17 protein-coding genes and 1 pseudogene are annotated in these 26526 nt (G+C 75.4%); 8 read left to right on the top strand and 10 right to left on the bottom strand.

Going from position 1 to position 26526, the window contains the following annotated elements; translation table 11 throughout:
• Positions 1-484 precede the first annotated feature (484 nt).
• Positions 485-1420: a hypothetical protein gene (locus ACFWJ4_RS00445; RefSeq protein WP_380537870.1), complete on the top strand. Its 936-nt coding sequence runs from the start codon at positions 485-487 to the stop codon at positions 1418-1420.
• A gap of 311 nt (positions 1421-1731) precedes the next feature.
• Here ACFWJ4_RS00445 and ACFWJ4_RS00440 read toward each other — a convergent pair whose 3' ends face one another.
• Positions 1732-1998: a zf-HC2 domain-containing protein gene (locus tag ACFWJ4_RS00440; RefSeq protein WP_380537868.1), complete on the bottom strand. Its 267-nt coding sequence runs from the start codon at positions 1996-1998 to the stop codon at positions 1732-1734.
• A gap of 55 nt (positions 1999-2053) precedes the next feature.
• On the opposite strand from ACFWJ4_RS00440, the gene ACFWJ4_RS00435 reads away from it, so the two are divergent.
• The 4 genes from ACFWJ4_RS00435 (at position 2054) to ACFWJ4_RS00420 (ending at position 6810) form a co-directional block, all read left to right on the top strand.
• Positions 2054-2617, top strand: coding sequence for a sigma-70 family RNA polymerase sigma factor (locus ACFWJ4_RS00435; protein WP_380537866.1), 564 nt, complete (start codon positions 2054-2056; stop codon positions 2615-2617).
• Positions 2618-2913: 296 nt separating this feature from the next.
• Positions 2914-4287, top strand: coding sequence for an MFS transporter (locus tag ACFWJ4_RS00430; RefSeq protein ID WP_380537864.1), 1374 nt, complete (start codon positions 2914-2916; stop codon positions 4285-4287).
• 72 nt (positions 4288-4359) lie between these two features.
• Entirely contained in the window at positions 4360-5718 is a 1359-nt protein-coding gene (locus ACFWJ4_RS00425; protein ID WP_380537862.1) for a cytochrome P450, read from the top strand.
• Between the two features lie 90 nt (positions 5719-5808).
• Positions 5809-6810, top strand: coding sequence for an L-tyrosine/L-tryptophan isonitrile synthase family protein (locus ACFWJ4_RS00420; protein ID WP_380537860.1), 1002 nt, complete (start codon positions 5809-5811; stop codon positions 6808-6810).
• 18 nt (positions 6811-6828) lie between these two features.
• On the opposite strand, the gene ACFWJ4_RS00415 is transcribed toward ACFWJ4_RS00420, so the two are convergent.
• From ACFWJ4_RS00415 to ACFWJ4_RS00405, 3 genes are read right to left on the bottom strand one after another with little or no spacing between them, the layout of a single operon-like run.
• On the bottom strand, positions 6829-7629 hold the full coding sequence (locus tag ACFWJ4_RS00415) for an ABC transporter ATP-binding protein (protein ID WP_359900381.1): 801 nt from the start codon (positions 7627-7629) through the stop codon (positions 6829-6831).
• Complete coding sequence (locus tag ACFWJ4_RS00410; protein ID WP_380537858.1) at positions 7626-8714, bottom strand: FecCD family ABC transporter permease; 1089 nt, start codon at positions 8712-8714, stop codon at positions 7626-7628. Before ACFWJ4_RS00410 ends, ACFWJ4_RS00415 begins: the two co-directional genes overlap by 4 nt.
• 3 nt (positions 8715-8717) lie before the next feature.
• Positions 8718-9818, bottom strand: a complete 1101-nt coding sequence (locus tag ACFWJ4_RS00405) for an ABC transporter substrate-binding protein (protein WP_380537856.1) — start codon at positions 9816-9818, stop codon at positions 8718-8720.
• A 248-nt stretch (positions 9819-10066) separates the two neighbouring features.
• Between ACFWJ4_RS00405 and ACFWJ4_RS00400 the strand changes: the two genes are divergently transcribed.
• Positions 10067-10891, top strand: coding sequence for a helical backbone metal receptor (locus ACFWJ4_RS00400; protein WP_380537854.1), 825 nt, complete (start codon positions 10067-10069; stop codon positions 10889-10891).
• Positions 10892-11075: 184 nt separating this feature from the next.
• Here ACFWJ4_RS00400 and ACFWJ4_RS00395 read toward each other — a convergent pair whose 3' ends face one another.
• From ACFWJ4_RS00395 to ACFWJ4_RS00385, 3 genes are all read right to left on the bottom strand, one after another.
• On the bottom strand, positions 11076-13499 hold the full coding sequence (locus ACFWJ4_RS00395) for a hypothetical protein (RefSeq protein WP_380537852.1): 2424 nt from the start codon (positions 13497-13499) through the stop codon (positions 11076-11078).
• A 326-nt stretch (positions 13500-13825) separates the two neighbouring features.
• The gene (locus ACFWJ4_RS00390) at positions 13826-15376 is read right to left on the bottom strand and encodes a lipase maturation factor family protein (RefSeq protein ID WP_380537850.1); all 1551 of its coding nucleotides are present in this window, start codon (positions 15374-15376) and stop codon (positions 13826-13828) included.
• 248 nt (positions 15377-15624) lie between these two features.
• Positions 15625-16698 (bottom strand): GAF domain-containing protein, encoded by a 1074-nt coding sequence (locus ACFWJ4_RS00385; protein WP_380537848.1) that lies wholly within the window; start codon positions 16696-16698, stop codon positions 15625-15627.
• Positions 16699-17109: 411 nt separating this feature from the next.
• Between ACFWJ4_RS00385 and ACFWJ4_RS00380 the strand changes: the two genes are divergently transcribed.
• Both ACFWJ4_RS00380 and ACFWJ4_RS00375 read left to right on the top strand, forming a co-directional pair.
• Positions 17110-18387: an acyl-CoA dehydrogenase family protein gene (locus ACFWJ4_RS00380; protein WP_380537847.1), complete on the top strand. Its 1278-nt coding sequence runs from the start codon at positions 17110-17112 to the stop codon at positions 18385-18387.
• Positions 18388-18786: 399 nt separating this feature from the next.
• Positions 18787-20625 carry a sensor histidine kinase gene (locus tag ACFWJ4_RS00375; protein WP_380537845.1) on the top strand — a complete coding sequence of 613 codons (1839 nt, stop codon included), beginning with the start codon at positions 18787-18789 and terminating at the stop codon, positions 20623-20625.
• 163 nt (positions 20626-20788) lie between these two features.
• Here the strand turns inward: ACFWJ4_RS00375 and ACFWJ4_RS00370 are convergent, their stop codons facing one another.
• From ACFWJ4_RS00370 to ACFWJ4_RS00360, 3 genes and pseudogenes are all read right to left on the bottom strand, one after another.
• Positions 20789-21247, bottom strand: coding sequence for a MarR family winged helix-turn-helix transcriptional regulator (locus ACFWJ4_RS00370; protein WP_380537843.1), 459 nt, complete (start codon positions 21245-21247; stop codon positions 20789-20791).
• A 203-nt stretch (positions 21248-21450) separates the two neighbouring features.
• Positions 21451-23451, bottom strand: a complete 2001-nt coding sequence (locus ACFWJ4_RS00365; protein WP_380537841.1) for a hypothetical protein — start codon at positions 23449-23451, stop codon at positions 21451-21453.
• Between the two features lie 2 nt (positions 23452-23453).
• Positions 23454-26465, bottom strand: a pseudogene (locus ACFWJ4_RS00360) (DUF5682 family protein); the annotation flags it as partial.
• Positions 26466-26526 lie beyond the last annotated feature (61 nt).

Raw genomic sequence — 26526 nt, 5'->3', positions numbered from 1 at the left:
CGGCGGGTGCGGCGGATTCAGCAGGTTCGACGGTTGCGGCCGGCTCGGCGGCTTCGGCCCGCTCGGCGGGCTCCTCGGCTTCGGCCGGAGCCGCCTCGGTCGGCGCCGCCCCTCTCGGGGCCGTCGCCTGCTGCGGGACGGTCGGCTCCGTGGGGGCAGCGGACTCGGCACTGTCGGCAATGGGCGCCGAGGTATCCGTCGGGGTCTCCAAGGCCGGACCTCCCTGCTTCTGAACGACGTCGTCCCGATACGCACCGTACTGGGTGATGCACATTAAGTGAGTATGGAATGCGCGCTGTCAAACCGCCCCGATGGTCGTACGAGTGATGGCTCGGTCCGGCGCGCCGGGCCGATGGGCCGGGCCGGGCGGCGGTCCGGGCGGCGGTCCGGCGGGCCACGGGGCGAGCGGCCGGGCATCGTCTCACGGCACAGAACCGGCCATGACCGGAGGGTGCGGTACGGGCCGGGCAGGGCGGGTGCGACGATGAGTGCCATCGTGATGACCGACCGGATCCGCCTGCTGCGCGCCGTGGTCTTCGCCGCGCTGTGCGTAGCGATGGCCGCCACCGCGCACGTCGCCATGGCCGGGCCCGGGGTCTCGCCGAGGGTGCTGGCCGGTGGGTTCGGGGCGGTCCTCGGGCTGACCTGGCTGCTCGCCGGAAAGCGGCGCGGACTCGGGGTGATCAGCCTCTGGATGGTCGTGGCGCAGACCGCGCTGCACCAGCTGTTCGAACAGGCCGGGGCGCTTTCCCGAGGGGGCGGTGGCCTCGGCCGACTCGCCACCACGGACTGGGCCGCCCTCCTGCTCTGCAATCCGGACCGGGCGCCCGGCGGGCTCTCCCCGGTCGAGCTGGCACGGATGGCGGGCATCGACCCGGAGGTCCCGCCGCTCACCGGCAGCCTGCGACCGACGGCGGGAACGCACCACGGGGCGCCGGGCCCGACGGCCGTGCACCCCGACCTGTCCGGGACGACCGGGATGACAGGCACGACCGGCATGCCCGCGGGGCCGCACACGATGCCGGACGGAACGTTCCACGGTGACGGGTCGTACGACGCGGCGCAGGTTCTGGTCGGCGGTTCGACGCAGGGACCGGCGCACGACATGGCGCACGGGATGTCCCACGGCATGTCGCCGGGGATGACCGCCGCCCACGTTCTCGCCGCGCTGGCGTGTGCGCTCCTGCTCTGGCGCGGCGACGCGGCACTGGTCCGGCTCTTCGAGCTGCTCGGAGCGCTCGGCTCGGTGGTCGCGGGGGCCCTGCCGCTCCCGCTGCTGGCGCTGTTCGCGCACCCCTTCGGCCACCGGGCCCCGGCACCGCCCCGCCCGGTCGACGACCGGGCCCGGCCGCCCCGGTCGGTGCTGCTCACGCATGCCGTGGTCCGGCGTGGGCCGCCGGCGTTCGCCCTCGCCTGCTGACGCGCCCGCCGCACCCCTTCTCACCTCGGCCGCCTCCCGGCCATCGGGACTCTCGCGACGGGCAGGTCGCCCTGCCGTACGGCCAAGGCTTTGTGCCGTCGTGCCGCCAGGGCGCGGGCCCGCGCCCGCCGCCGTGCCCCCTCAGGGCCGGCGTGCCGCGCGGCTGCCCCCGGACGCCGACGGTGCCGCGCTGCGCGGTGCCGCCCCCGCCTTCCCCTCGGGACCTTCCCATGCCTCACTTCGACGGCGCACCGGCTCCGGCCGGCGCCCCCGTCCTGCCGTTCCCGCCCCTCCGGGCGCCCTGGCCGCGCCTACCGCTCGACGGCCCGCGGACCGTTCGGAGCACGATCTCCCGGCCGGTCCTCGCCGAGGCCGGCCAGCAGCCGGGCCGACCACTCGGGCGAGGGCCCGTCGGCAGCGCCCGCCCGTACCCGAGCGCGCAGCTGTTCGGCCCGGGCCAGCCACTCCCGGCAGCCGTGGCAGCGCGCGATGTGCTTGTCCAGCCGGGCCTCCGGCAGGCCGCTCGATTCGCCGTCGAGCCGGGCGGACAAAGCTGTCCGAAACTGCGCGCATCTCATATGACCATCGTCCCGCACGGCCGCGACGCCGGGACCAGCCGGGTGGGGGGCCACCGTGGATGACGATCAGCTCACCGCGCTGGCACTGACCGCCCGCTCCGGACGGGCGGCCGACGTCGAGGCCTTCGTCCGGGCGACCCAGCGGGACGTCTGGCGCTTCGTCGCCCACCTGACCGACGTGCAGTCCGCCGACGACCTCGCTCAGGAGACCTTCCTGCGCGCCCTGCGCGGCCTGCCCGCGTTCGCGGGGCGCTCCTCGGCCCGGACCTGGCTGCTGTCGATCGCCCGGCGCGCGGTGATCGACCGGTACCGGATGGCCGCCGCCCGGCCCCGCTGCGCGGCACTGCCGGACTGGCAGGAGGCGGCGGAGCGGCAGAGTGGCACACCGACGGCCGGGTTCGAGGACGGCATCGCACTCGGCGATCTGCTCGACCGGGTGCCCGCCCAGCGGCGGGAGGCCTTCGTACTGACACAGGTGGTCGGCCTGAGCTATGCCGAGGCGGCCGAGGTCGCCGGCTGCCCCGTCGGGACGGTCCGCTCCCGAGTCGCCCGCGCCCGGGAGGAACTGGTGGCCCGCCTGCGCGCCGCCGAGGCCGGGGAGCTCGCGACCGCCTGCTGAGCGGCGGGAGGACGACGGGCCGTCGGCGGGCAGGCGGGCGAGCGGGCGAGCTGCGAACGATCGGCAGCCGACGGCGAACAACCGACAGCGGACAGATGACAGCGGACAGATGACAGATTTCGAAATCTGTCATCTGTTCGCTAAAAGTTGTCACCCGCCGCCGCCCTGTGCCGCACCTCCGCAAGAAATCCCCCAGGTGTTCGGAACCGGAGCCCCTGCGCCACCGACTGCTGTACCGGACCCCGCCGCCGCCGAGGCGGCGTCCGGTCCGGCAGCACGGGAGACGGAGGGACTTCATGACAGTGCAACCACCCCCGACCACCCAAAATCTGACGAACCATCAGCACGAGCCGGTGGACCGCTGGAGCCTGGTGGTGGCCGCCGGCCTGCTGTCCTTCGTCGCGATGCTCGACATGAACGTGGTCAACCTCGCGCTCACCGACATCTCGGCCGGTCTGCACGTCTCCCCAGGGGTCGCCCAGTGGGCCGCCCTGGGGTACCAACTCCCGCTCGTCGCCCTGTTGTTGCCCGCCGGGCGATGGCTGGACCAGGTCGGCACGCGTTCGGCCCTGCTGCTCGCCGTCGGCTGCTTCGCCCTGTGCAGCGTGCTGGCGGCCTGTGCCCCGTGGGCCGGGTGGCTGATCGCGGCACGGCTGTTCCAGGGCGCCTTCGGGGCCGTGCTCTTCGTCCTGATGCCGGTGCTCGCCGCCACCTCCGTCCGGCCCGAGCTGCGCGGCCGGGCGATGAGCGTGCCCGCGACGCTCGGTCCGCTCGGCGCCGTCACCGGGCCGGTGCTCGGCGGGCTGTTGCTCGACCACCTGGGCTGGCGGGCGATCTTCCTCGTCAAGCTGCCGGTCTGCCTGGCCGCCGTCCTGATCGTGCGGCGCCACGCCCCGCGCCGCGGCGGGCTGCGACCGCCCGACCGGTCCTCGCTCGGCGACGCCGCGCTGATCGGCGCCGCCGTGGCCGCCACCCTGCTCGGGCTCACCCTGGCCCCACGGTCGCCGCTGTGGCTGCTGCTCGCCCTGCCCGCCGTACCCCTGGTGCTGCTCTGGCTGTGCCGCCCGGGCGGCCGGCCGGTGGCCGAGGTACTTCGGGCCGCCGGGACCGCCGGCGCCAACGCCTCGGTGCTGGCCCTCGCCGCCGGATTCGCGGCCTGCCACTACCTGCTCGCCCAGCACCTGCGCGGACCCCGGGGCGAGAGCGCCACCGCCACCGCACTCACCATGCTGGCGTTCCCGCTCGGCATGGTGCTGGCCGGCCGGGTCGGCGGCCGGCTGGCCGACCGTTGGGGCGCCCGCCCGACCGCGCTCACCGGTGCCGCCGTCACCGCCCTCGGCCTGGCCCTGCTCGCCCCGCTGGACCCGAGCTGGTCCGCCCTCGACATCGCCGCGCGACTCGCCCTCGCCGGCGCCGGGATGGGCCTCAACGGCGGCCCCACCCAGGCCCTGGTGATGTCCGCCTCCCCGCCCGGGAAGCTCGCCACCGCCGGCTCCGCCGTCCAACTCGCCCGCAGCCTCGGCTTCGCGCTCGGCCCGGGCCTCGGCACCGCCGCCGCTCTCGCCGCGCCCCACGACACCACCGGGACGCGCGCCGGGATCGCCCTGGCCGCCCTGGTCGCGGCCACCGCCGTCGCCCTGCTCGCCCTGCACCACCGCCCCGAGGCCTGAGCACCCCGCACCGCCCCGCATCCACAACACGCCACAACACACCGCATCGCCACGCATCGAAGGACCCCCCAGATGACCGACACGAGCCCCGACTCGATCACCGACACGGCCACCGCCCCGGCCGCCGCCGACGACGAAGCCCCGCGCTGCCCGTACGGGTACGACCGGCTCCCCTCCCCCGTCCCGCTGTACGGCCCGGCGTACAAGCGCGACCCGTACCCGCTCTACCGGCGGATGCGCGAGGCCGGGCCGGTGCACCGGGTGGAGTTCCCGAGCGGCATCCACGCCTGGCTGGTCACCGGCCACCGAGCCGCCCACGCGGCCCTCAACGACCCTCGCCTGGGCAAGAACCACAGCCTGGGCAACGACAATTGGCGCCGACTCGCGTCGATCATGCCCGAGCCGCAGCACTCGCAGCTCCAGGTCCATCTGCTCCATCAGGACCCGCCCAAGCACACCTCGATGCGCCGGCTCGTGCTCGACGCCTTCGCCCCGCGCCGGGTGGAGTCGCTGCGCCCCCGGTTCCAGGAGCTGGCCGACGCGCTGGTGGACGAACTGCCGCAGTCCGGCGGCGCGGACCTGGTGGCGGGCTTCGCGGCCCACTACCCCTTCCGGGTGCTCTCCGAAGTCATCGGCCTGCCACCCGAGTTGGCCGAGCGCTTCGACCGGGACTGGGGCAAAGTGGTCCAGCCGGTCGGCCCGCAGGACCCCGGCCGGCCGGCGTACGAGGCACGGCTGCGCGGCCTCCAGACGTATATCGCCGATGTCGTCACCCGCAAGCGCGTCGACTGCCGGGAGCCCGGCTGGGTGGCCCCGGAGGACCTTCTGGGCCGGCTCGTCCACGCCCATGACGCGGGCGAGTTGAGCCGCGCGGAGCTCGACTCGATGGTCTTCCAGCTGCTGGTCGCCGGGCAGGAGCCGGTCACCAACCAGATCACCACCATGCTGGTCACCCTGCTGCGCCACCCCGAGCAGCTCGCCCGGCTGCGCGAGGGCGTCGACGATCCCGGCCGACTCGCCCGGGCGGTGGAGGAACTGCTGCGCCACGACGCCGCGTTCGAGCTCACCACCTGGCGGTTCTTCGCCGAGGACAGCGACCTGTTCGGCACCGTCGTCCCGGCCGGCGACTCCGTGATCGTCTCGCTCTGCGCCGCCAATCGCGACGACGAACAGTTCCCCGATCCCGACCGCCTCGACCTGGACCGCACCCCCAACGCACACCTGGCCTTCGGCCACGGCATCCACTACTGCCCCGGCGCCGCACTCGCCCGGGCCGAGCTCCAGGTCGCCCTCGCCACCCTGCTCAACCGGCTGCCCGGCCTGCGCCCGGCCGAGGCGCCCGGCGACGGTCTGGCGGACCTGGCCTGGGTTCCCGCCGTCCTGGCGCGCGGAGTGAACCGGCTGCCGGTCGCCTACGACCAGCGCCGCTGACCCCAGGGGCCCGCCGACCGCGCTCCGCAGCCCGACGCCCGACACCTGACCCCCGAAGCCGCACCGCACCACCTTCCGTGGAGGACCCCCATGCCGCCCGTCGGCACCGCCCCTGCCGCCATCACCCCTGCCACCGCCGTCGCCACCGCCACCGACCCCTCGGACCGCCCCTCGGACCGCTCCTCGGCCGAGCGGCTCGCCGCCAGCGTCCTCGGTCTGCTGCTGCCGCACCGCCGGGCCGCGGACCCGGATTTCGACGCCCGCCCGGAGCACTTCCCGCTCCAGCTGGCCCAGTTGGCGGACTTCATCACCGCCGGCGAACCGATCGTCCTGACCCTGCCCGGCTTCCCCTGCAAGTCGCCGAACCCCGCGAAGGTGCTCGGCCGCCTGCCGGACGAGGGCGAACGGCTGTCACTGACCTTCCTCGACGGGCTGTGCGCCGAGATCGGCCGTCTGTACGCGCCCGGCGCCCGGATCCTGATCTGCTCGGACGGGCACATCTTCGGCGACCTGATCAACGTCCCGGACGACCACATAGACGCCTACTCGGACGCCCTGACCGCCATGATCGCCCGCGAGGGCCTGACCCGCCTCGACACCTTCGACCTGCGGGCCGTCCTCGGCGGCCTCCCGTACGACGAGAAGCGCGCCCGGGTGCACGCCCGGTACGCCCCGAGCGTCGAGGAGCTGCGCGAACAGGTGCTGACCGAGGAGGAGACCCTGCGGCTCTACCGGGGCATCACCCGCTTCCTCAGCGAGGACACCGTCGGCTTCACCGGCACCCGCTCCGCCCTCCAGCGGGAGTGCCGCCGCCGCGCCTACGGCGTGATCCAGCGCAGCCGCGCCTGGGGCGAGTTGATCGCCGAGCACCACCCGCGCGCCGTCCGGCTCTCCATCCACCCGCAGCCGGCCGGGGCGTCCAAGTTCGGCATCCGGCTACTGGCGGCAGCCGACGCCTGGATCACGCCCTGGCACTCCGCGGTGCTCCATCGCACCGGTGGCGAGCGCGAGTTGCTGCGCAGCGCGGAGGCCGCGCGGCTCGGCCGGCTGGTCCTGCGGGACGGTCGGCCGAGCCACTACGAGTGCCACTAGCAGGAGCGCCGGTACGGGCTACCGCCCCGGCACGGCCGCCTGCGCCGCTGCCGGGGACCGGTGGTCGAAGGCGATCAACGGATCGCCGGTGAGGGGGTGTTCGACCACCGCCGCCCGTACGCCGAAGACCTCGGCCAGCAGCTCGGCGGTCAGCACCTCGCGCGGTGTCCCGGAGGCCACCAGGGCGCCGCCGTGCAGGACGTGCAGCCGGTCGCAGACCGAGGCGGCGGCGTTGAGGTCGTGCAGGGCGACCAGGGTGGTGCGGCGCTGCTCCCGGAGCAGGGCGAGCAGTTCCACCTGGTGCCGGACGTCCAGGTGGTTGGTCGGCTCGTCCAGCACCAGGACGTCCGGCTGCTGGGCGAGCGCCCGGGCCAGCAGCACCCGTTGCCGTTCACCGCCGGAGAGCTGGGCGAACCGGCGGTCGACGGCCTCGGCCATGCCGACCCTGGTCAGCGCCTCGGAGGTGATCCGGTGGTCCTCGGCGTCGTCGGCCGCGAAGGCCCGCTTGTACGGGGTGCGGCCCATCGCGACCACCTCGCGGACGCTCAACTCGAAGTCCCCGCCGCGCTCCTGGGGCAGTGCACCGATGTGCCGGGCGGACTGCGCGGGCCGCAGCTCCGCGAGGTCCCGCCCGGCCAGCAGCACCCGGCCGGCGCTGGGCCGCAGGTGCCGGTAGACGGTGCGCAGCAGGCTGGACTTGCCACTGCCGTTGGGTCCGACCAGTCCGGCGATCTCCCCCTCCTCGGCGATCAGGTTGGCCCCGGCCAGCACCGTCCGGCCGGCCAGGGCGACGCTCAGGTCCTCGACGGCGATCCTCAACTGCGCTCCAGTCGTCGGTCCAGCAGGTAGAGCAGGGTGGGGGCGCCGAGGACGGCGGTGACCACGCCGATCGGCAGTTCCTGGCCGTCCAGGGCGGTGCGGGCCACCGTGTCGACGACGACCAGCAGCAGCGCCCCGGTAAGCGCGGACAGCGGCAGCAGCCGCCGGTGGTCGCCGCCGACCAGCAGCCGGCACACGTGCGGCACCATCAGCCCGACGAAGCCGATCGCCCCGGAGACGGCGACCAGCACCCCGGTGAGCACACTGGTGACCACGAAGACCTCGCGGCGCAGCCGGGTGACGTCCACGCCGAGCCCGGCGGCCGTCTCGTCGCCCATCAGCATCGCGTTGAGCCCCCGGGCGCGGGCCTGGAGCAAGGCCAGTCCGAGCGCCACGGCGACGGCCGGGACGGCGAGTTGGGCCCAGACGGCGCCGCCGAGGCTGCCCATCAGCCAGAACAGCACGCCCCTGGTCTGCTGCTCGTCGCGGGTCTGCAGGACCAGGTAGCTGGTGATGCCGCCGAGGAACTGGGCGATGCCGATGCCCGCGAGGACCAGCCGCAGGGGCGAGAAGCCGCCGCCCCGCCGGGCCATCAGCCAGACCAGCGAGAACGCGGCGAGCGCGCCGGCGAACGCCGCCAGGGAGACGGTGAGGCCGAGCGCGCTGCCGAAGGAGAGCTGGAGCCCGAGGGTGGTGCCGAGGACGATGGCGGCGACCGCGCCCAGCGAGGCACCGGAGGAGATGCCGAGCAGGTAGGGGTCGGCGAGCGGGTTGCGGACCAGGGCCTGCACGGCGGTGCCGACCAGGCCGAGTCCGGCGCCCACCACGGCCGCCAACAGGGCGCGCGGGACGCGCAGTTGCCAGACGATGAGGTCGCGGGTGCCGGGTTCGGGGGCCCGGCCCGTGAGCCGGCGGGCGACCACCGACCAGACCTCGCCGGGCGGGACGTCCACCGAGCCGAGCGAGACGGCGACGGTCAGAGCGAGCACCAGGGCGACGGCGAGGGCGGCGGCCAGCGGCCCGGCCCGCAGGGTGCGGGCCGGGTGGGCTTCGCCGCGCTCGTTGCGAGCGATGGCCGACGTCACCGGCTACTGCCCGCTCTTCGCGGGGTCCGGGCTCTTGACGAGGTCCGGGTGGACGGTGGCGGCGATCTGCCGGACGGCCTCGGCGTTGCGCACCCCCGCGATGGTGGTCACCTCGGAGCCGAGCCGGACGAAGTGCCCCTCCTGGACGGCCTTCAGGCCCTGGGTCGCGGGGAAGCCCTTCAGGAAGGCCTCGGCCTCGTCGAAGGCCTTGCGGGTGGCCTCCTCGCTGCCCCGGTTGCGCACGGCCAGCTGGATCCAGTCGGGGTTCTTGGCGACCACGTCCTCCCAGGAGCCGGGCTTGAAGTCGGCGTCGCAGTCGGCGAACACGTTGCGCGCCCCGGCCTGGGTGATCACGGCGTTGGCGACCTGCCGGCCGCAGACCGCCACCGGCTGCTTGGTGCCGGCGTCGAAGTCGAAGACGAAGTAGCTCGGCCGCTGCCCCTCCGGCACGGCGGCGAGCGCGGTGCGGACCTCGCCGAGCTGCTTCTCCATCCCGGCGACCAGTTCCTCCGCCCGCGCGGCGGTGCCGGTGACGGCGCCCAGCCGGCGGACGTCCTCCTCGATCCCGGCGAGGTCGGTGCGCGGCGCCTTGGCGGCCTTCGGCGTCCCGGCGCAGGCGGTGGAGAGCAGGTACACGTGCTGGATGCCGGCCGCCGCGTACTCCTCCTCGCTCGGCCCGGTGGCGCCACCGCCCATCATCGGCATCGCGCCGAAGGTGTCCACGTAGAGGTCGGCGCCGGAGCCGAGCAGCTTCTCCTTGGGTATGCCCTTGTCCCCGAGCACCGGAACCTTGGCGCCCTGCTCGGCGACGGCGGCGGGCAGGGTGCCCTTGCCGGGCGGGAAGCCGGTGCCGATCACCCGCTCGCCCGCGCCGAGTTGGAGCATCAGCTCCAGGCCGGCGGCATTGCTGGTGACGATCCTGGCGGGCGCCTTGGCGATGCTGGTCTCCTTGCCCGCGCAGTCGGCGACCTTGACGGGGAATGCACCGCCCGGGTCGTCCCGGACGGTGACGGAGGCACTCGGCCCGCCCCCGGTCCCGCTTCCGCAGGCCGTGGCGAACAGGGCGACGGCGGCTGCGATTCCGCAGGCGACGCGAGGGCGCATGACAACTCTCTCCTGGTCGGTGACCGTGCTCGGTGACGGTGCTGGTGACCGCGTTGGTGACCGTGCTCGGTGCTTGTCGTGGGTGGTCGTGGCTGGGTCGTGGGTGGGTCGTCGCTGGTCGTGCCGAAGGCCCGTACTGCGGACCCGGACCAGGTAGTCGGGCGGCCGGGCCGATGGGTTCCCCGCGATTCGCGACCGGTCGCCGTCGGCGCGCCCCCTCGCCCCGGAGCCGGACGTAGGCTGGCCGGATGGCCGCCCCCACCGTCCCGCGCGACGATCTCGACCTCCCTGTCCGGCTCGGGCCGCGTCCGCCCCGCCGGGTGGTCTCGCTGGTGCCCTCGCTGACCGAGGCGGTCGCCGCCACCGCGCCCGGGCTGCTGGTCGGCGCCACCGACTGGTGCAGCCACCCCGCCGACCTGTCCGTCACCCGGATCGGCGGCACCAAGAACCCGGACGTCCCACGCATCCTCGCGCTCGCACCGGACCTCGTCCTCGCCAACGACGAGGAGAACCGGCGCCCCGACCTGGACGCGCTACGGGCGGCCGGCATCCCCGTCTGGGTCACCGACATCCGCACCCTGGACGACGCCCTCAGCTCCCTGCACCGGCTGCTGACCACCGCCTGCGGACTGCCCCGGCCGCCCTGGCTGGACGAGGCGGAGGCGGCCTGGGCCCCGGTCGGGAGCGGCGGCACTCCCGCCCTGGGCGACGGCCCGCGGACCGTCGTGCCGATCTGGCGCCGCCCGTGGATGGTCCTCGGCCGCGACACCTTCGCCGGGGACCTGCTGCGCCGCCTGGGCCTGCGACTCGTCCACGCCGACCACCCCGAGCGCTACCCGGCCGTTCCGCTGCCCGAACTGCTCGCCTGCCGACCCGAGTTGGTGGTCCTGCCGGACGAGCCGTACCGCTTCACCGCCGAGGACGGCCCGGAGGCGTTCCCGGGCACGCCGGCGGCGCTGGTCAGCGGACGGCACCTGACCTGGTACGGCCCCTCGCTGGTGACCGCCCCCGCCGTGCTGCGGCGGGCCCTCGACCACTCGTACGGTCCGGGCGGCGGAGCGGGTGCCTCGTAGGACGACCGCCACTCACCGACGGCCGCCGATGACACGGGGGGTACGAGGGTTGAGCGAGGGCGGGAGAGGAAGCACCGACTGAGGGCAGGTGCTCCGGAACGTGACAGGGCCCGGGACGCGTGTTCGCGTCCCGGGCCCTGTGCCCTGCGGCCGTTTGGCCGTGCGGCCTTGCCGGCTTGTGTCGTCAGCCGCGCGCGGCGGTGACGGCGGCGCCCAGCGCCTCCTTGATCCGGGGACCGAGGCGGGCGAAGCCCAGCTCCTTCATGGCCGCCCGCAGCAGTTCCTCGTCGGTCCGCTCGACGCCGTCGCCGTCCACCCACCGCACCACGGCGAGCAGCTCGTCGGCGGAGTAGGCGGTCACGGGGCGACCGGGCGTGAAGTCCGGCTTCACGGGACGGACGTCGGCCTCCGGCTCAGCGGCGGGGGCTTCGGCAACGGCGACGGGCTCGGGCTCGGCCGCGACCTCGACGGCCGGCTCGGGCTCGGGCGCGACGGCAGGCTCCTCGGCCTCGACCACCGGCTCCGCCGCCTCCACGGCAACAGCCTCGGGCTCGGGCTCGGTCTCGGCGACGGGCTCCTCGACAGCGGGCTCGGGCTCGGTGACCGGCTCGGGCTCGGCAGCCGCCTCGGCGACCACGGCCTCAGCCGTCTCGACCGCGGTCTCGGCCTCGACCGCAACGGCAGGCTCGTCCACCTCTGCGGCCGGCTCGTCGACGATGGGTTCCACCGCGACAGCCACCGGCTCGGCCTCGACCTCAGCCTCGGCCGCAACCTCGGCGGCGCTCTCGGCAGTCTCGATCGCCGGCGCATCGGTCTCGGCGGCGGGCTCCTCCACCACGTTCACCTCAGCCTCGACGGCGTCGATGACCTCGGCGGTCGGCTCCTCGACGGCGGGCTCCGTCACGTCGGGCTCCGTCACGACGGCCTCAGGCTCGGTCTCGGCCACCGGCGCGACCTCGACCACGGTCTCAGCCTCGGCCGCAACCTCGACGACCGGCTCCTCGGCCACGACCTCGGCGACGGGCTCCTCGACCTCAACGACCTCAACGACCTCGGCGGCCGGGTCGGCCTCCGGTTCCGTCTCCGCCGGGGTCTCGTCCACGGCCTCGGCCAGGGCGGCGGTCGCGGCCGCCACCAGGTCGTCGGCCGCCGGGGAGGGCGCCGGGAGGGTGACCACCGCGGCCTGGGCCTCCTCGTCGGCCTGCTCCGTCGCCGGCTCGTCGTCCGCGACACCCGCGTCCGACGACGTCTCCGCCTCGACCTCGGCGTCGGTCTCGACCTCAGGCTTGATCCCGGCCTCGACCTCGGTCTCGGCCTCGGTCTCAGCCTCGGCCTTGACCTCGGCCTCTGCCTCAGCGGCCGCGGGCGCCGCGGCGTCCTCGTCGGCCTCCTCCGCCGGAGCGGTCGCCGGAGCCGGGGCCTTCTCTCCCAGCCCGTCCCGCTGCCCACCGGCCAGCGCCTGCAGGGCAGCCGCCTCGGCGTCAGCCAGGTCCGCCGACTCCTCGGTCCCGGCCTTCTCGGCCACAACCTCCTCGGCACCGGCCGCGCCGTCGACCTCGGCAGCGACCTCGGCAGCGACCTCGTCCGTCGCCTCGGCAGCGTCCTCGGCCTCGGGCTGCTCCTCGACCGCCGCATCCGCCGTGGCGGTGGCCTTCTCCCCGAGCCCGTCCCGCTGCCCGGCGACCAGCGCCTGGCGGGCCGTGTACGCGGCCTCGGCGGCGCGGCGGTCGGCCTTGGCTGCGGCGAGTTCGGCGAGCAGGTCGGCGAGGCCGGCCTCCTCCAGGCCGACCCGCAGGCCGCGGATGGTGGGCAGGCGGTAGAGGGTGCCCTCGTCGGCGGCGAGCCGCTCGACCAGGTCGATCAGCTCGGCGAAGGGCAGCCCGTCCAGGTCGTGGTCGGGAAGCAGGCGGGCGAGGCCGCGCAGGCCGGTGTTGATCGCCTCGAAGGCCTGGGCGGTGCGGTCGACCAGGGCGCCGTCGCCGGGCACTCGCGGGAGGGTGCCGGCCGGGGCGAGCGCGGCCCAGGCGCGGCGCTCGATCTCGGCGGAGGTGAGGGCCTCGTGCAGGTCCTCCCGGCGGATGCGGCGGTCGGTGGCGAGGGCGACGGCCTGCTTGCGCAGCGAGCGGCCGCGCAGCCAGGAGAGCTTGACGCCGTTCTCGCGGCGCCAGGTGCTGTCGGCGGTGGCGGCGGCGAGGGCGCCGAGGTCGGCGTCGTACGCGGCGGGGAAGAGGGCCGTGGAGGTGCGGTGCACCCGCTGGAGCATCTCGACCAGCAGCGCGGTCTTGGCGACGGTGTCGGGCTCGTCCAGCTTGACGTCGGCGGCGAGGGCGGTGACGGCCTCCCAGGTCTGCTGGAGGTCGCTGCCGCGCAGTTCGGCGAGGGCCGTGGAGGCGGCGCGGGCGTCCTCGGGGGTGGCGACGGTGTCGACGGCCGCGTACCAGGCGTGGGTCTCGGCGGTGAGCGTGAAGGCCCCGAGCTCGGCGTAGCGGCCGAGGTCCTCGCGGAGGTCGGGCTCCGCGGCGGCGTCCTGGGGGTCCTTGACGTCTGCGGCGTCGGCGACGTCCGCCGGGTCGGCTGCGTCGGCGTTGCGCGAGTGAAGCACTGTCATGTGAGGTCCGGTTCTGGGCGACGACGGCGGGGCTGGCGGCGAGGGGGCGGCGGACCGGTTGCGCGGGGTCGCCCCTGAGGCGGGGCTGGGGGGCGCGCGGGCGGGCTGCCGGTTGTGGACGCCCAGAATACGGGTGCCCGTTCGAGGCTTGCACGCACCCACCGCCCCGACGGGCGGGTGTCGTGTGCCATACCGCCCGCCTGGCCGCCACTCGGGCGGTCCGCCCGGGTGGTCGGGCGTTGGTCCGGACGGGTGTCTCCGCTGCTCACGGCTCCTCCTCGCGACTCCTCCTCGCGGAACCCACCGCAGCTGTTCACCGCAGCTGTTCACCGTGGCTCCTCACGACGGCCCTCGGCCCGACGGTAGCCCCGGCGGAACCGCTCCATCGGCACCTCCCGGACGCCACGTCCCCGCACCGGGCCCGACCGGCCGGGCGGCGGCCGGTAGCCGGCCCGGCCGAGGGCCCGCAGATCGACCGGCGCGAGGTATTCGCTGAGCGCGGTGCGGTGCCACCACGCGCCGGTTTCCCGCAGTTCGCGCCAATCGGTGAACCGGTAGAGGTAGAGGGTCGCCCGGACGTGGGTCGGCGGGGCGTCCGGGAAGGGGTTGTGGCGCAGCAGGCGCAGGGTGGCCCGGTCGCCGGACAGCAGGCGGGCGACGAAGGGGAGGAACCAGGGGCGGGCGTAGGCGGAGGAGATGCCGGCGAACCACATCAGCCAGTCGAGCCGCAGGTGGTAGGGCGCGAACTGGCGCGGGCGGCGGCGCACGTCGCCGGGCTTGCCCTTGAAGCCGTACTCGCGCCAGACGGTGTGCGGGGTGAGCACCGTCTCGTCGGTGCCCTCGACCACCACCTCCTGGCGGAACCGGTTGATACTGCCGAAGGCGCCGTAGGTGTTGACGAGGTGCAGGCGGTTGAAGGAGCGGTTCATGGCCTGACCGCGGGAGATCATGTTGCGCACCGGCCAGTAGCTGAGCACCAGGACGGCGGCGGTCAGCGCGATCGCCAGCACCTCGTACCAGACCGGGGTGCCGGGGTAGGCGCGGGCGTGGACGGGCAGGCCGAGGCGGGCCGGTTCGACGGCGGCGAGGGCGAGGGCGATGGTCAGCCAGTTGAGCCAGGCGAAGTTGCCGGACGCCACCAGCCAGAGCTGGGTGGCGATGACGGCGCAGGCCGCGCCGCTCGCGACCGGCTGCGGCAACAGCAGGCCGACCGGTACGACGAGTTGGACGATGTGGTTGACGGCGGCCTCGACCCGGTGCAGCGGGGCGGGCAGGTGGTGGAAGAACCAGCTGAGCGGTCCGGGCATCGGCTGGGTCTCGTGGTGGTACTGGAGGCAGGTCAGGTCGCGCCAGCAGCTGTCGCCGCGCAGCTTGATCAGTCCGGCGCCGAACTCGACCCGGAAGGCCAGCCAGCGCATCAGCCACAGCACCAGGGTGGGCGGGGCGGTGTCGGCGTCGCCCAGGAAGGCGGCGAGGAAGCCTGCTTCGAGCAGCAGGGACTCCCAGCCGAAGGAGTACCAGGTCTGCCCGACGTTGACGATGGAGAGGTAGAGGGTCCAGAGCACCGCCCACAGCAGGATCGACGCCCAGAGCGGGACGGCGTCGCCGAGCCCGGCCGCGACGGCGGCGGCGAGCGCGGCGCCGCTCCAGGCGACGGCGGCGAAGAACCGGTCGCTGTAGTGGAGGTGGAACAGGCCGGGCGACCGGCGGAACGGGACCCGGGCGGTGAAGCGGGGCACCGGCAGCATCCCGTCGGCGCCGATGAGCGCGCGGAACTGCCCGGCGGCGGCCAGGAATCCGATCAGGTAGAGGGCGGCGAGCAGGCGTTGGACGAGCAGCCGGCTCAGCCAGTAGTCGGGGGCGGCGAACCAGTCCATGCGGCCCATGCCTACCATCCGGTGCCCCGGGCACGGGCCCGGTCGGGGCGGCGGAGCGGGGAGGGTTCACCCGCTCGGCCCGGGCGGCGGGCCTCCGGCAGTGCCCGGCGGACACGGACGAGCACGGGAACGGCACCCGGCGGGCACCCGGCGGGCTCCCGGCGCCGGACGGCAGCGTGGCGGGGTCCTCTCCACGGGGGTGAGAGGCGCCCCGCCACGGTGGTGGACGGTCCGCACCCGGCCGGGGTTCAGGCGGGCAGGACGGGTCCGGCCCCGCCGGCGACGGCGGAGCGGCCGGGCACGGAGGCGCCGCTCTGCTGGAGCCGGTCGACGAGCAGGGCGGCCAGCGTGCCGAGCTCCTCCTCGGTGCGGGACTGGGCGGTGATGTCCATGCCGACGGTGAGGACGCCGTTGATCCGTCCGGTGAGCGCGGCCCGCAGCGGGGTGCAGGTGAAGCTGAACACCTGCCGTCCGCGCTGCGCGTCGGGACGGGCGGAATCGATCCGGACGTCGTCGAGGACGGCGGTGCGACCGGTGTGGTACGCCTCCACGACGGTCTGTTCGAGGCCGGCGGCGCCGAGCTGCGGGTAGGCGGCGCCGATCGTCCCGTAGGCCGTCGGCGCGCCGAAGGTGTCGGTGTGCTGGGCGTTGGCGTACCGGATCTCCTGGACCGGGCCCTCGGTGAGCATGATGGGGAACGGCGAGCCGTCGAAGGCGGCGAACATCTCCTGGCGCTGGGCGAGCAGGCTGTCGCGCAGCCGGATCTCGGAGAGCAGCGCCTCGGCGAGGTGCTGGATGTCGCGCAGCCGCTCGCGCCCCCACTGCCGGGGTTCCCGGTCGAGGACGCAGACGGTGCCGATGACGGTGTTGGTGTCGTCGACGAGCGGAGCGCCGAGGTAGGCGCGGACGCCGAGTTCGTCCACCACCGGGTTCCCGGCGAACCGGGGGTAGGCGAGGATGTCGTCGAGGGCGAGGGGGGAGCGCTGGGCGACGACGTGCGGGCAGAAGCCGTGGCTCAGCGGCATCTCGCGGGTGGGGAGGTCGAACGCGATGCCGCGGTCCGCCCAGGACGATCCGTCCTCGGCCCTGGCATCGGTCGAACTTGGCGGAATGTAGAGCCCGCGGAACATCTGGCGTTCGTCATTGATGAAGTTGACCATCGCGATGGGAGCGCGCGTGATACTGGCTGCGAGGTGGGCGAAGCGGTCGAAGGCCTCGTCCGCGGACGGGTCGTTGAGCCCGAGGCCGCGCAGCCTGCGGGTTCGCGCGGACTCGCCGGAGGCACCCGGGAACTGGCCTTGAGTGCTCATCACATCAGTCATGGCGCACATGTAACCAGACATCAGAACAGCCGGACCGTCTCGATCGACCGTTCCTCAGCCTTGCCGATGGCCAGTCAAAACTGCACGTGAACGACCGGTCGACGGACCGTCACGGAAGCGAAGATCGATTCCCGGCCGGAGCCGGGGCGAAACCCCTCCGGGCGGGGACGGGCCGAATCGCGCCAATCCAAGATCGACTCTGGGCTGCCCCGGCACCCCATACAACAATGAGCCCTGCCGAAGACACGGACGATGCCCGCCACCGGGACACCGCCCGGTGACGCATGCGCCGATCGCACCGGGGCGACCGGCCGGAACTCCCGCACACCCACCGCCCCCCGCGGGGTTGCCGGAGCGGCATCGACGGCACGAACGGAGGCACGGCACCGCACACACCGAGAGGACCGGAGCATGGCGATGGACTACTTCACCGACGACCGTCACGAGGAACTTCGCGCCGAGGTCCGTGACTTCGCGGAGAAGGAGGTGCGTCCGCGGGTGGCCGGGATGGAGGCCGAGCGGAAGATCGAGTTCGAACTGGCCCGGCAGATCGCCCGCCAGGGCTGGATCGGCGTGACGATCCCGCGGGAGTTCGGCGGCCTCGGCCTGGGACACGTCGCCAAGACCGTGATCATCGAGGAGCTGGCCCGGGTCAGCGGGGCCGCCGGCTCGATCGCGCAGGCCTCCCAGCTGGGCGTGGCCAAGGTCCTCCACTACGGCTCCCAGGCCCAACGCCACAAGTGGCTGCCGAAGTTCGCCTCCGGGGAGTGCCTGCCGACCATCGCCGTCACCGAACCGGAATCCGGCGGGCACGTGCTCGGGATGACCGGCACGGCGGTGCGCGACGGCGACGAGTACGTGCTCAACGGCCGCAAGTGGTTCGTCGGCAACTCCCACATCGGGGACGTGCACGGCGTGGTCCTGCGCACCGGCCAGGGCAGCCGGGGCCTGTCCGCCTTCCTGGTCGAGAGCGACCGGCCCGGGTTCCGCACCGGCTCCCCCGGGTCGCAGAGCGGGCTGCACGGCTTCAGCTTCGGCGAGATCCTCCTGGAGGACTGCCGCGTCCCGGCCGGAAACCGGCTCGGCCGGGAGGGGCAGGGACTGGACGTCGCCTACTCCTCCTCCACCCTCTACGGCCGGATCAACCTCGCCGCCGTCGCGCTCGGCATCCACACCGCGATCGTCGAGGACACCGTCCGGTTCGCCGGGGGACGCGTCCTGTACGGCCAGCCGCTCAGCCAACTCCCGAACATCATGCTCAAGCTGGGCGAGATGCAGTCCCGGCTGATGACCGCCAGGCTCGCCGCCTACCACGCCTCCCACCTGCTCGACCACGGCCGCGCCTGCGACGCCGAGCTGATGAACGCCAAGCTCATCAACACCGAGTACGCGCTGGACTCCGCGCGCAACGCCATGGAGATCCATGCCGCCCGCGGCCTCCAGCCCGAGTTCGGCATCGAGCGCTACCTGCGGGACGCCACCCACGTCTACCCGCCGGCCGGCACCTCGGACGTCCAGCGGCTGCGGCTCGGGCAGTTCGCCTCGGGCACGTACGGCAAGCAGTGGTCGGCGGAGCTGTCCGACCTGACCAGCTGGGCCTGGAGCGAACTCGCCGCCCAGCGGGAGGCCTCGGTGGAGAAGCCGCCGGGGAGGGGCGGACGGGTGCTGCCGATGCCACTCGCGGGCTGAGGCCCCGCCCGCCACGACGACACTTGACCTGTTCCTGGCGAATTCCTCGGGGGGCTGTCCCCGCCCTCCGGGAACCGTCGGCACCATCGGGGCGAGGGCCGCGAGCTGCGGCGATGCACCGGCTGACCCTCCGGCCCGAACCCCGTTCCGACGCCATCGGCCCATCGGGCCGGGCCAGTTGATATTGCGTCGACGCCGCCCGGGGCTGATAGCGTTCCGTGCCGTCGACGGCCGTGCTGCACCGCGCCGGAGCAGTGACAGCACGTCACCCGCTCCGGCACCCCCGGCCCCGACTCCCTGAAGCCCGGCCGCGCCGTACGGGATCGACCCCGCCGCTCGGACCCACCGGTCCGGACCGGCGTCCCGGTCCCGCGACTCGGCCCTGCAGCAAGGAATCAGATGCCAGGCATACCGGCCCCCCGCACGGGCCACCGCGCCGGCCGGTCCGGCTCGCTCCGCGGCCCGCTCCTCTCCCTCGTGCTGGTCCCCAGCCTGGGCCTCGCCGCCGCCTGGGGCTACGCCGCCTACCTGCTGCGCGACTCCGGACAGCGCACCGCACTGCTGGCCGGCAGCGCGGCCGTCGCCCTGGTGCTGCTGATCAGCCTGGTCCGTGGCGTCCGGACCGCCTGGGCCCTGTCCGCGCGGCTGTCCGGACTGCGGGCCGACACCTTCGCGCTCGCCCAGCAGGAGATCCCCGAGGTGGTCGGACGACTGCGCGCCGGGGAACAGGTGCCCGCCCCGGCCGTCTGGGCACCGTCCCGGCGGGCCGGCGACGACGTCCAGCAGACCTCGGAGGGCCTCGCCGCCGTCCGCCAGGCCTCGATCGCCGCCATCGTCCACCAGGCCCAGGGGCGCGAAGGGACGAAGAAGGTCTTCCTCAACATCGCCCGGCGCACCCAGATCCTGATCCACCGGCAGATCAGCATGCTGGACGCGCTCGAACGCGAGCACGAGGACCCGGAACTGCTGCGCGAACTGTTCGCGGTCGACCACCTGGCCACCCGGATGCGGCGCAACGCCGAGAACCTGGTCATCCTCGGCGGCGCCCTGCCCGCCCGGCGCTGGCGCAACGCCGTGCCCATGGTCAACGTGCTGCGCAGCGCCGTCTCGGAGACTGAGAGCTACTCCCGGGTCGTCGTCCAGGGCGTGCCGCGCGTCTCGCTCGACGGGCAGGCCGTCGCCGACGTCATCCACCTGGTCGCCGAGCTGATCGAGAACGGCACCACCTTCTCCCCGCCGTACACCCAGGTGCAGGTCTCGGCACAGGAGGTCACCGAGGGCCTGGCGGTCGAGGTCGAGGACCGCGGGCTCGGCATGACCGAGCAGGAGTACCGGCGGTTCAACGCGTACCTGGCCGACCCGCCCGAGCTGGACGTCTCCGCGCTCGGCGACGACCTGCGGCTCGGCCTGTTCGTCGTCGCGCGCCTCGCCTCCCGGCACGAGGTCCGGGTCTCGCTGCGGCCGTCCCCGTACGGCGGCACCCGGGCGGTGGTGCTGGTGCCCTCGGCGCTGCTGGAGCAGGCCGGACACCCGGCCGCGGTGCCCGGGCTGCCGTCGGGGGCCCGGATCACCCGGGCTCCGGTGTCCGAGGGGCAGGCGGGGCAGGCGGGGCAGGCGGGGCAGGCGGGGGCCGAGGACGGCCCGGGTTCCGGTTCCGGTTCCGGCTCCGGTTCCGGCTCCGACGGCCAGTCCGGCTCCGGTTCAGGACCCGGGCCCGACGGCCTCGGACCGGGACCGTCGGACGCGGCGGCAGAGGGGCTCGGCGGGCCGCTGGGCGGGGTCCTGCAGGCTCCGGGGCCCTTCGGCCTCCCCGGGGCTCCCCCTGTCCCCTACGCCACGGACGGCCCCCGCACGGGCGCCGCAGGGCTCGGCGATGTCGCCGGTGTTGCTGGGGTCCCCGGGGGCGCTGTTGTCGCCGGTGTCGCCGGTGCCGTCCGCGCCGATGCGCCGACCGCCAACGGGGGCTTGGCGGTCGGCGCCGAGATCCCCGGACTGCCCGGCGCCGTGGTCGTACCCCGGCCCGTACTGCCGCGCATGTACGACCTGTCGGGCAGCCCCACGGGGGGATACACGGCCGAACTGCCCGCCGTCAGCCGCGCCGACGGCCCGGGGACCGCCCCGGGGACCGGCCCGAAGGACGACACGGGCGATGGCCCGGACCGCGGACCGAGCGCGCCCCGGGTCCTGCCGCGGCGGGCCCTCGACGCCGGGCCGGACGTGCCCCGGGGCGAACAGTGACGACGCGGCGCATCGGACCCCTGCACGATCACCACCGGACGCCGAGCGGGCCCGCCGCCCTCCGGCTCACCCCGTTCCCGCGCAGGAGACCCGAAGCCGCGGGACGGCGGCGAGGCCCCGGCCCGGGTGGCCCGCCGGCCCGAGCGAGCGGGCCGACTCGGCCTCAGGCCTTGCTGTGGACCGGGTGGAGCTCGGCGAGCGACCCGACCAGCGGGGCCAGCTCGGGAACCCCGGTGGCCTCGGCCAGCGTCGCCTCCAGGGCGGCGTCGTGCACCGGCCGGGCGGCCGTCAGCAGGTCACGGCCCTCGGCCGTCAGCTCGGTGTAGATGCCGCGCCGGTCGTCCGCGCAGAGGAAGCGGCTGAGCAGGCCCCGGTCCTCCAGGCGGCTCACCAGCCGGGTCGTCGCACTGCTGCTCAGCGCGGCCGCGCGGGCCAGCTGCTGCATCCGCATGTGCCAGCCGTCCTGGCGGGAGAGCGCGTCCAGCACCGTGTACTCGACCACCGAGAGCTTGAACTCGGCCTGGAGCGCCTTCTCCAGTGCGGTGTCGATCATCCCGTGCAGCGCGGCGAGCGTCCGCCAGCCGCTGGCCCGGACCTCGGCCGCATCGTCGCGGATTCCCATGGCTCGCCCACCTTTCCGTCGCGCTGCTCGTGCCGTGTGCCGGACGAGGCCCCGTGCGAGGTCTCGTACCGGCTCTCGTGCGAGGTCTCGTCCTGTGTCTTCCTACGACAAGTATGCCAGTTGGCGCGGAATACCGGTCTGTGCAAATAGTTCGACTTATACCCCGGCGGCCTCTCCCCTGCCGGCCTGCCGTGGAAGTCCCCTCACCCCTCCCCGGACCAGGCCGCCGCGCACAGCGCCGTGGCCAGCTCCTCGGTGTAGGAGGCCGCCGCCAGCCAGGCGGCGGCGAAGGCCTCGTGGTCGTCCGTGACGATCCGGCCGAAGACGTCGCGCTGCCGGTTGGCAGCGGTGGCCCGCAGAGCGTCGAGGAGCTCGGCGGCCGTGGCCAGCCCGGCGGCGCGCAGCAGCGCGCGGTCGGCCGCCGCCGAGGCCTCGCTCGGGGCGAGGGCGTGCCGGCCGGTGGTGACCGTCTGCTCGACCCGGCGCCCGAGCACGTGGACGGGCGGGCCGTACGGCGCCGGGGCCGTCGGCCCGTCCGCCGGCCCACCGACCGGGCCGGGCCCCGCGAGGTCGGCGGTCTGGAGGCGTTCGAGGCCGAGGTTGACCCGGCCCGCCCGGGCCGCCGGCAGGGCGAGTCGGTCCGGCGTGCCCGGGGGCGTGCCGATCGCGAGCAGGCGCAGTTCCGGACGGTCCGCGCGCTCCAATCGGCCGATCACCCGCAGCCGCAGCCCGGGCGCGGTGGCGAGCAGCGCGAGGTTCGCCCGGAACGGCAGGTCGGGGTGTTCGTGCGCCGGGCGCAGGACGATCACCGGACCGCCCGAGCCTCCCGGACCGGCCTCCGCCGGGCTGCCCTCTGCCGGGCTGCCCGGGGCCCCCTCGGCCGGGCCGCCCGCCGTGCAGCGCGCCAGCAGCTGCGGCGTCCCGCCCGGGCCGGTGGCGGCGGTACCCAGCAGGGTGACGTCCAGGAACAGCAGGTCGCTCCCGGCCGGGCGGCTCTCGTACGGCCGTTCCTGCGCCGCGAGCGCCCGGGCCACCTGTGCGGGAGCCGGTTCGGACCAGAGCCGGGCGGCCGGCTCCGCCGTCCACGCCGTGCCCGCCGCACGCACCGCCCGTACCGAGGCGCCGGCGCCCAGTCGGCCGCCGGTGGACCTGGTCGCACCCTGGACGGCCAGCCCGGCCCGGCTCAACTCGCGGTGGCTGAGCGCGGCATCACCCAGGCGGACCGTCCGGTTGCCCGCCCCGACCGCCTGCGGGGCGGCGGCCGCCGCGTCGTCGTGCGGCATCACCTCGGCGATCGTGCTCAGGCGCCCGTTGGCATCCACCGCCCAGCTGACCGCGCCCGCGTGCGTCGCCGTCAGCACCGGCTCGGCGAACAGGCCGTAGAGCCGCAGACCCCCCTCTTCCCGGTAGGCCTGGCGCGCGGTGCCGCGCAACTCGGCAATCGGGGCGGCGCCGGCGACCGGGGCGGCGCCTGCGGCCAGGGCGGCGGTGAGGCCGAGCAGTTCGCGCAGGCCCGCCACCAGATCCACCAGGCGGTGGTCCGGCGCGCCGGAACGCGCCGCCCGGACCCTCGTCGCGACGGTGACCGCCGCCGAGGCCGGGCGGTGCAGGCCCGCGAGGCGTGCCCGGTGGGCGGCGCGCAGCAGCTCGGCCTGGGAGACGGCGCCCGCCCCGCTCACCCCGGCGGCCAGGACGGCGGCCGCGGCCGCGTGGAGGTGGCGGACGGCGGCGAGTTCGGCGGTGGTGAGCGGGGCGGGCGCCGTCCGGTCGGTCGGCCCCCCGGGGGTTTCCGGGGCTCCTTCCCGGCCGTCCGCGGCCGCCGACCCGGTGCCGCCGTCGGGCGCGGGTCCGGGCCCGGCCTCGGTCTCGGCCTCGGTCTCGGCCTCGACCTCAGGCTCGACCTCGGCCTCGGCGAGCGGGCAGAGGGTGACGGCGGCGGCCCGGTGCACGCAAGCCGGGGCCAGCAGACAGCCGCAGCGGACGTCGGCCTCCACCACGACCACCCCGCCCGGGGCGTGCAGCACCAGCAGCGTCTCCTCGTCCACCTCCACCCGCCACTCGTCGCCCTCCCGGGCCACCGGCCGCTCCGCCAGCTTCGCCGCCGCGCCGTCCAGCCGCTTCTGCAGCCGGGCGCTCAGCCCGGCCACCACCTCGGCGACCACCTCGGGCCGCACGCCCGGCCAGTCGCTCGTCCGTGCCGTCACGCTCATCGCACCTTCTCCCCCACCCAGCGGGCCAGTTCCAGCGGGCTCAACGCCGCCACGGGCATTCCGGCCGCGACCAGTTGGCCCGCGACCGCCTTCGAGTAGCGGGCCGTCCCGGTGTCGTCCAGCGCCGCGCAGCCGAGCAGGTGCACGCCGGAGTCGACCAGCGCCCGGGTCTGGGCCAGCAGCCCGCCGATCGGCCCGCCCTCCTCGAAGTCGCTGACCACCGCGATCAGCGTGCGGGACGGCACCGTCACCAGCTCCCGCGCGTAGCGCAGCCCGCTCGCGATGCTGGTGCCGCCGCCGACCCTCACCTCCAGCAGCAGGCTCAGCGGGTCGTCCACCCGTGCCGTGAGGTCCAGGACCTCCGTCGAGAAGGCCACGAAGTGGGTGCTCAGCGAGGGCACCCCGGCCAGGATCGAGGCCGTCAGTGCGGCCCACACCGTGGAGGCCTCCATCGACCCGGAGACGTCCACGACCAGGATCAGCCGCCAGTCGTTGGCCTGCCGAGCCCTGGTCCGGAAGACCGGGCGCTCGGGCACGATCAGGGTGCCGCCGTCCGGCCCGGGCCGGGCGGTGGCGAGGTTGGCCCGGATGGTCCGGTCCAGGTCCAGCCCGCCGCCCGGGCGGCGGGACGGGCGCGGCACGGCGATCCCTGTCAGCGCCGGGCGCAGCCTGGTGGCCAGCTCCCGGTTCAGCTCGTCCACCAGCCGCCGCACCAGCGGGCGCAGCCGGGCCACCCGGGCCTCGGGCAGACCGCCCGCGTGGTCCAGCACGGTGCGCAGCAGCTCGACGGAGGGGCGGACGGCGGCGGGGTCGATCGTCTCCAGGACGTCGGTACGGCCCTGGGCGACAGCGGCGGCCAGCACCTCCTCGCGCACGCCGGGGCCGAACAGCGACTCCAGCTCCTCGGCCCACTCCCGCACGCCGGGGTACGGGGCCTCGCGGCCTCCCCTGCCGCCCCGGCTGTCCAGGCCCGGGCCGGAGCCCTCACCGTGGCCGGTGCCGTACAACTCGTCCAGGGCCGTGGCGAGTCGGGCACCGCGACCGGTCAGGCCGCCGTCGCCGGGGCGGCCGAGGAGCAGCCGCCAGCGCTCGGCGGGGGCGAGGGCGCGGGACGTGGTGGTTGTCGTGGTTGTAACGGTCGCGGCGGTCGCGGAAATCGTGGCGGTTGTAGCGGTTGGGGCGGTCGCGGCGGGGAGCCGGGTGGGAGGCCGCTCCGAGGCCGTGGCCGGCGGCGCGACCGCCGGGGTGTCGGCCGCCGTCGGGGGCAGGAGGCCACGGCGGGCGAGGGCCGCCCGTGCCGCGAGGTCCGCCCGCACCCAGCCGGCGAGCACGGCCGGGCCGGCCTCCTCGGGCAGCGCGGCGAGCCGGGCGCCCAGGCTCTCCTCGACCAGGGCCAGCAGCCGGTCGCGGGCGGCCGGGCTGAGCGTGTCGAACCCGCCGCGCAGGGCGGGCAACCGGTCCAGGAAGGCGTCGTCGGGCAGCGAGGTGACCCGCTCCAGTACCGGCTCCAGTGCCTGCGGCGCGGAGTCGAACAGCCCCTCCGCCGCCGTCAGCAGACCCACCAGCGCCCGCCCGAGCGCCTGTCGCGCCTTCGGGCCGGTCGCACCGTCCACCCAGGAGGCGGCCCGGCCGCCCAGCACCTCGGCCGGCTCCTGCCCGAGCAGCACCCGGACCGCACCGGCCGCGCCCCGTACCAACGGGCTCCCCCGCTCGGCGAGTTCGGCCAGTGTGTACGCCAGCCGCACTCCGCCGAGCCGGTCCGCCCGCCGCACCAGCTCGACCAGCGCCCGCGCGTCCTGCGGATCGTCCGACCCGCCCACGCCCTCCAGCTGCCGCACGGCGGCAATGGTGAGCACCTCCCCGGCCGCGGCGAGCACGGGCCGACCCGCCGGAACGGCGGAGGCGGGGACGGGGGCGGGGGCGGACGCCTCCCCTCCCACTGGGCCGTAGCCGGGGAAGTGGCCCGCGGTCAGCCGGTCGACGAGCGCCAGGGCGTCGAGGAGGTCGGGCAGGGTGGCGGAGGTGGGGAGGACGGTGGTGAGTTGGGCGAGGCGGGTCTCGGCGAGGGCGGGGAGGGCGCAGGAGGCGGCGGCGGTGAGGCCGTCGATGATCTCGCGCGGGGTCGGCTGGTCGGTGAGGCCGGCGCGCAGGGCGCCTTCGGCGGCCTGCGCGGGGGTGACGCCGCGGGTGCCGGCGACGGTGAGCATGGCGGCGCTGGCGGGCGTCCAGTGCAGGCGCCAGCGGGTGCCGAGGGTTTCGGTGCCGCCGGCGCCGGTGGTGGCGACGGACTCGGCGTAGGGGACCTCGCAGACGGTGAGCCGGTGCAGGAGGATCTCGCGGCGGCGGTCGAGGTCGCTGCGCAGCGGGTCGAGGCGCAGGTCCCGCGGGCCGGGGTCGGCGGGGCCGGGCAGGCCGAGGCCGGCGAGGAGCGTCTCGACGGCGGGGGCGAGTCCGCTGCGCGGGGCGGCGGGGGTGGGGCGGCCGGTGCGGGTGCCGACCAGTACCTGTTCGAGGGCGCGGGCGACGGCCCGGCCGCGGCCCAGGGGTTCGCCCTGGGCAAGGACGGTCTGCACCGCTTCGACGAGTTCGCCGCGGCCGGGGGCGGCGTGGCCGCGCAGCCGGGCGAGGTCGCCGGCCAGGCGGACGATCTCGCGGGCGTCGGCCGGGCCGCTGGGGTGGTCCTGGCTGCGCAGGGCGGCGCAGATCCGGACGGCGGTGGTGGTGAGCGCCTCGGCGAGGCGTTCCGGGTCGCCGCCGGCGTCCAGGACGGTGTGCTGCCACTCCGGGTCGCGGATGCCCGCCGGGTAGCCGGAGCGGGCGTCGAGCAGCGGGTAGGTGTACGGGATCAGGGACAGGACGTGCCCGGCGTCGTCCGGGTGCGACGGCTCCTCGACGGCGAGGGGGCCGTCCAGCAGGGCGGGGGCGTGGAAGGCGCCGATCACGGCGGCGACCCGGCGCCCGCCGGCCGAGGCGTCCGGGGTTCGGGCCCCCCACCAGGCCACCCCGCGCCCGGCGTACGGGGCGACCCCCGCGGTCTCTTAAAAACAAAACCCAACCCCCCAGAACACA

Origin of the sequence: Kitasatospora sp. NPDC127067, from assembly GCF_042724755.1 — a bacterium.
Classification (GTDB): domain Bacteria; phylum Actinomycetota; class Actinomycetes; order Streptomycetales; family Streptomycetaceae; genus Kitasatospora; species Kitasatospora lactacystinica.
The sequence above is the reverse complement of the archived record's forward strand: the minus strand, read 5'-3'. Positions and strand labels throughout refer to the sequence as shown.

Excerpts from the sequence above, each read along its gene's own strand:
- ACFWJ4_RS00445 (WP_380537870.1), top strand. The coding sequence starts at position 485 with ATGAGTGCCATCGTGATGACCGACCGGATCCGCCTGCTGCGCGCCGTG.
- ACFWJ4_RS00440 (WP_380537868.1), bottom strand. The coding sequence starts at position 1,998 with ATGAGATGCGCGCAGTTTCGGACAGCTTTGTCCGCCCGGCTCGACGGC.
- ACFWJ4_RS00430 (WP_380537864.1), top strand. The coding sequence starts at position 2,914 with ATGACAGTGCAACCACCCCCGACCACCCAAAATCTGACGAACCATCAG.
- ACFWJ4_RS00425 (WP_380537862.1), top strand. The coding sequence starts at position 4,360 with ATGACCGACACGAGCCCCGACTCGATCACCGACACGGCCACCGCCCCG.
- ACFWJ4_RS00420 (WP_380537860.1), top strand. The coding sequence starts at position 5,809 with ATGCCGCCCGTCGGCACCGCCCCTGCCGCCATCACCCCTGCCACCGCC.
- ACFWJ4_RS00405 (WP_380537856.1), bottom strand. The coding sequence starts at position 9,818 with ATGCGCCCTCGCGTCGCCTGCGGAATCGCAGCCGCCGTCGCCCTGTTC.
- ACFWJ4_RS00400 (WP_380537854.1), top strand. The coding sequence starts at position 10,067 with ATGGCCGCCCCCACCGTCCCGCGCGACGATCTCGACCTCCCTGTCCGG.
- ACFWJ4_RS00395 (WP_380537852.1), bottom strand. The coding sequence starts at position 13,499 with ATGACAGTGCTTCACTCGCGCAACGCCGACGCAGCCGACCCGGCGGAC.
- ACFWJ4_RS00390 (WP_380537850.1), bottom strand. The coding sequence starts at position 15,376 with ATGGACTGGTTCGCCGCCCCCGACTACTGGCTGAGCCGGCTGCTCGTC.
- ACFWJ4_RS00385 (WP_380537848.1), bottom strand. The coding sequence starts at position 16,698 with ATGACTGATGTGATGAGCACTCAAGGCCAGTTCCCGGGTGCCTCCGGC.
- ACFWJ4_RS00380 (WP_380537847.1), top strand. The coding sequence starts at position 17,110 with ATGGCGATGGACTACTTCACCGACGACCGTCACGAGGAACTTCGCGCC.
- ACFWJ4_RS00375 (WP_380537845.1), top strand. The coding sequence starts at position 18,787 with ATGCCAGGCATACCGGCCCCCCGCACGGGCCACCGCGCCGGCCGGTCC.
- ACFWJ4_RS00370 (WP_380537843.1), bottom strand. The coding sequence starts at position 21,247 with ATGGGAATCCGCGACGATGCGGCCGAGGTCCGGGCCAGCGGCTGGCGG.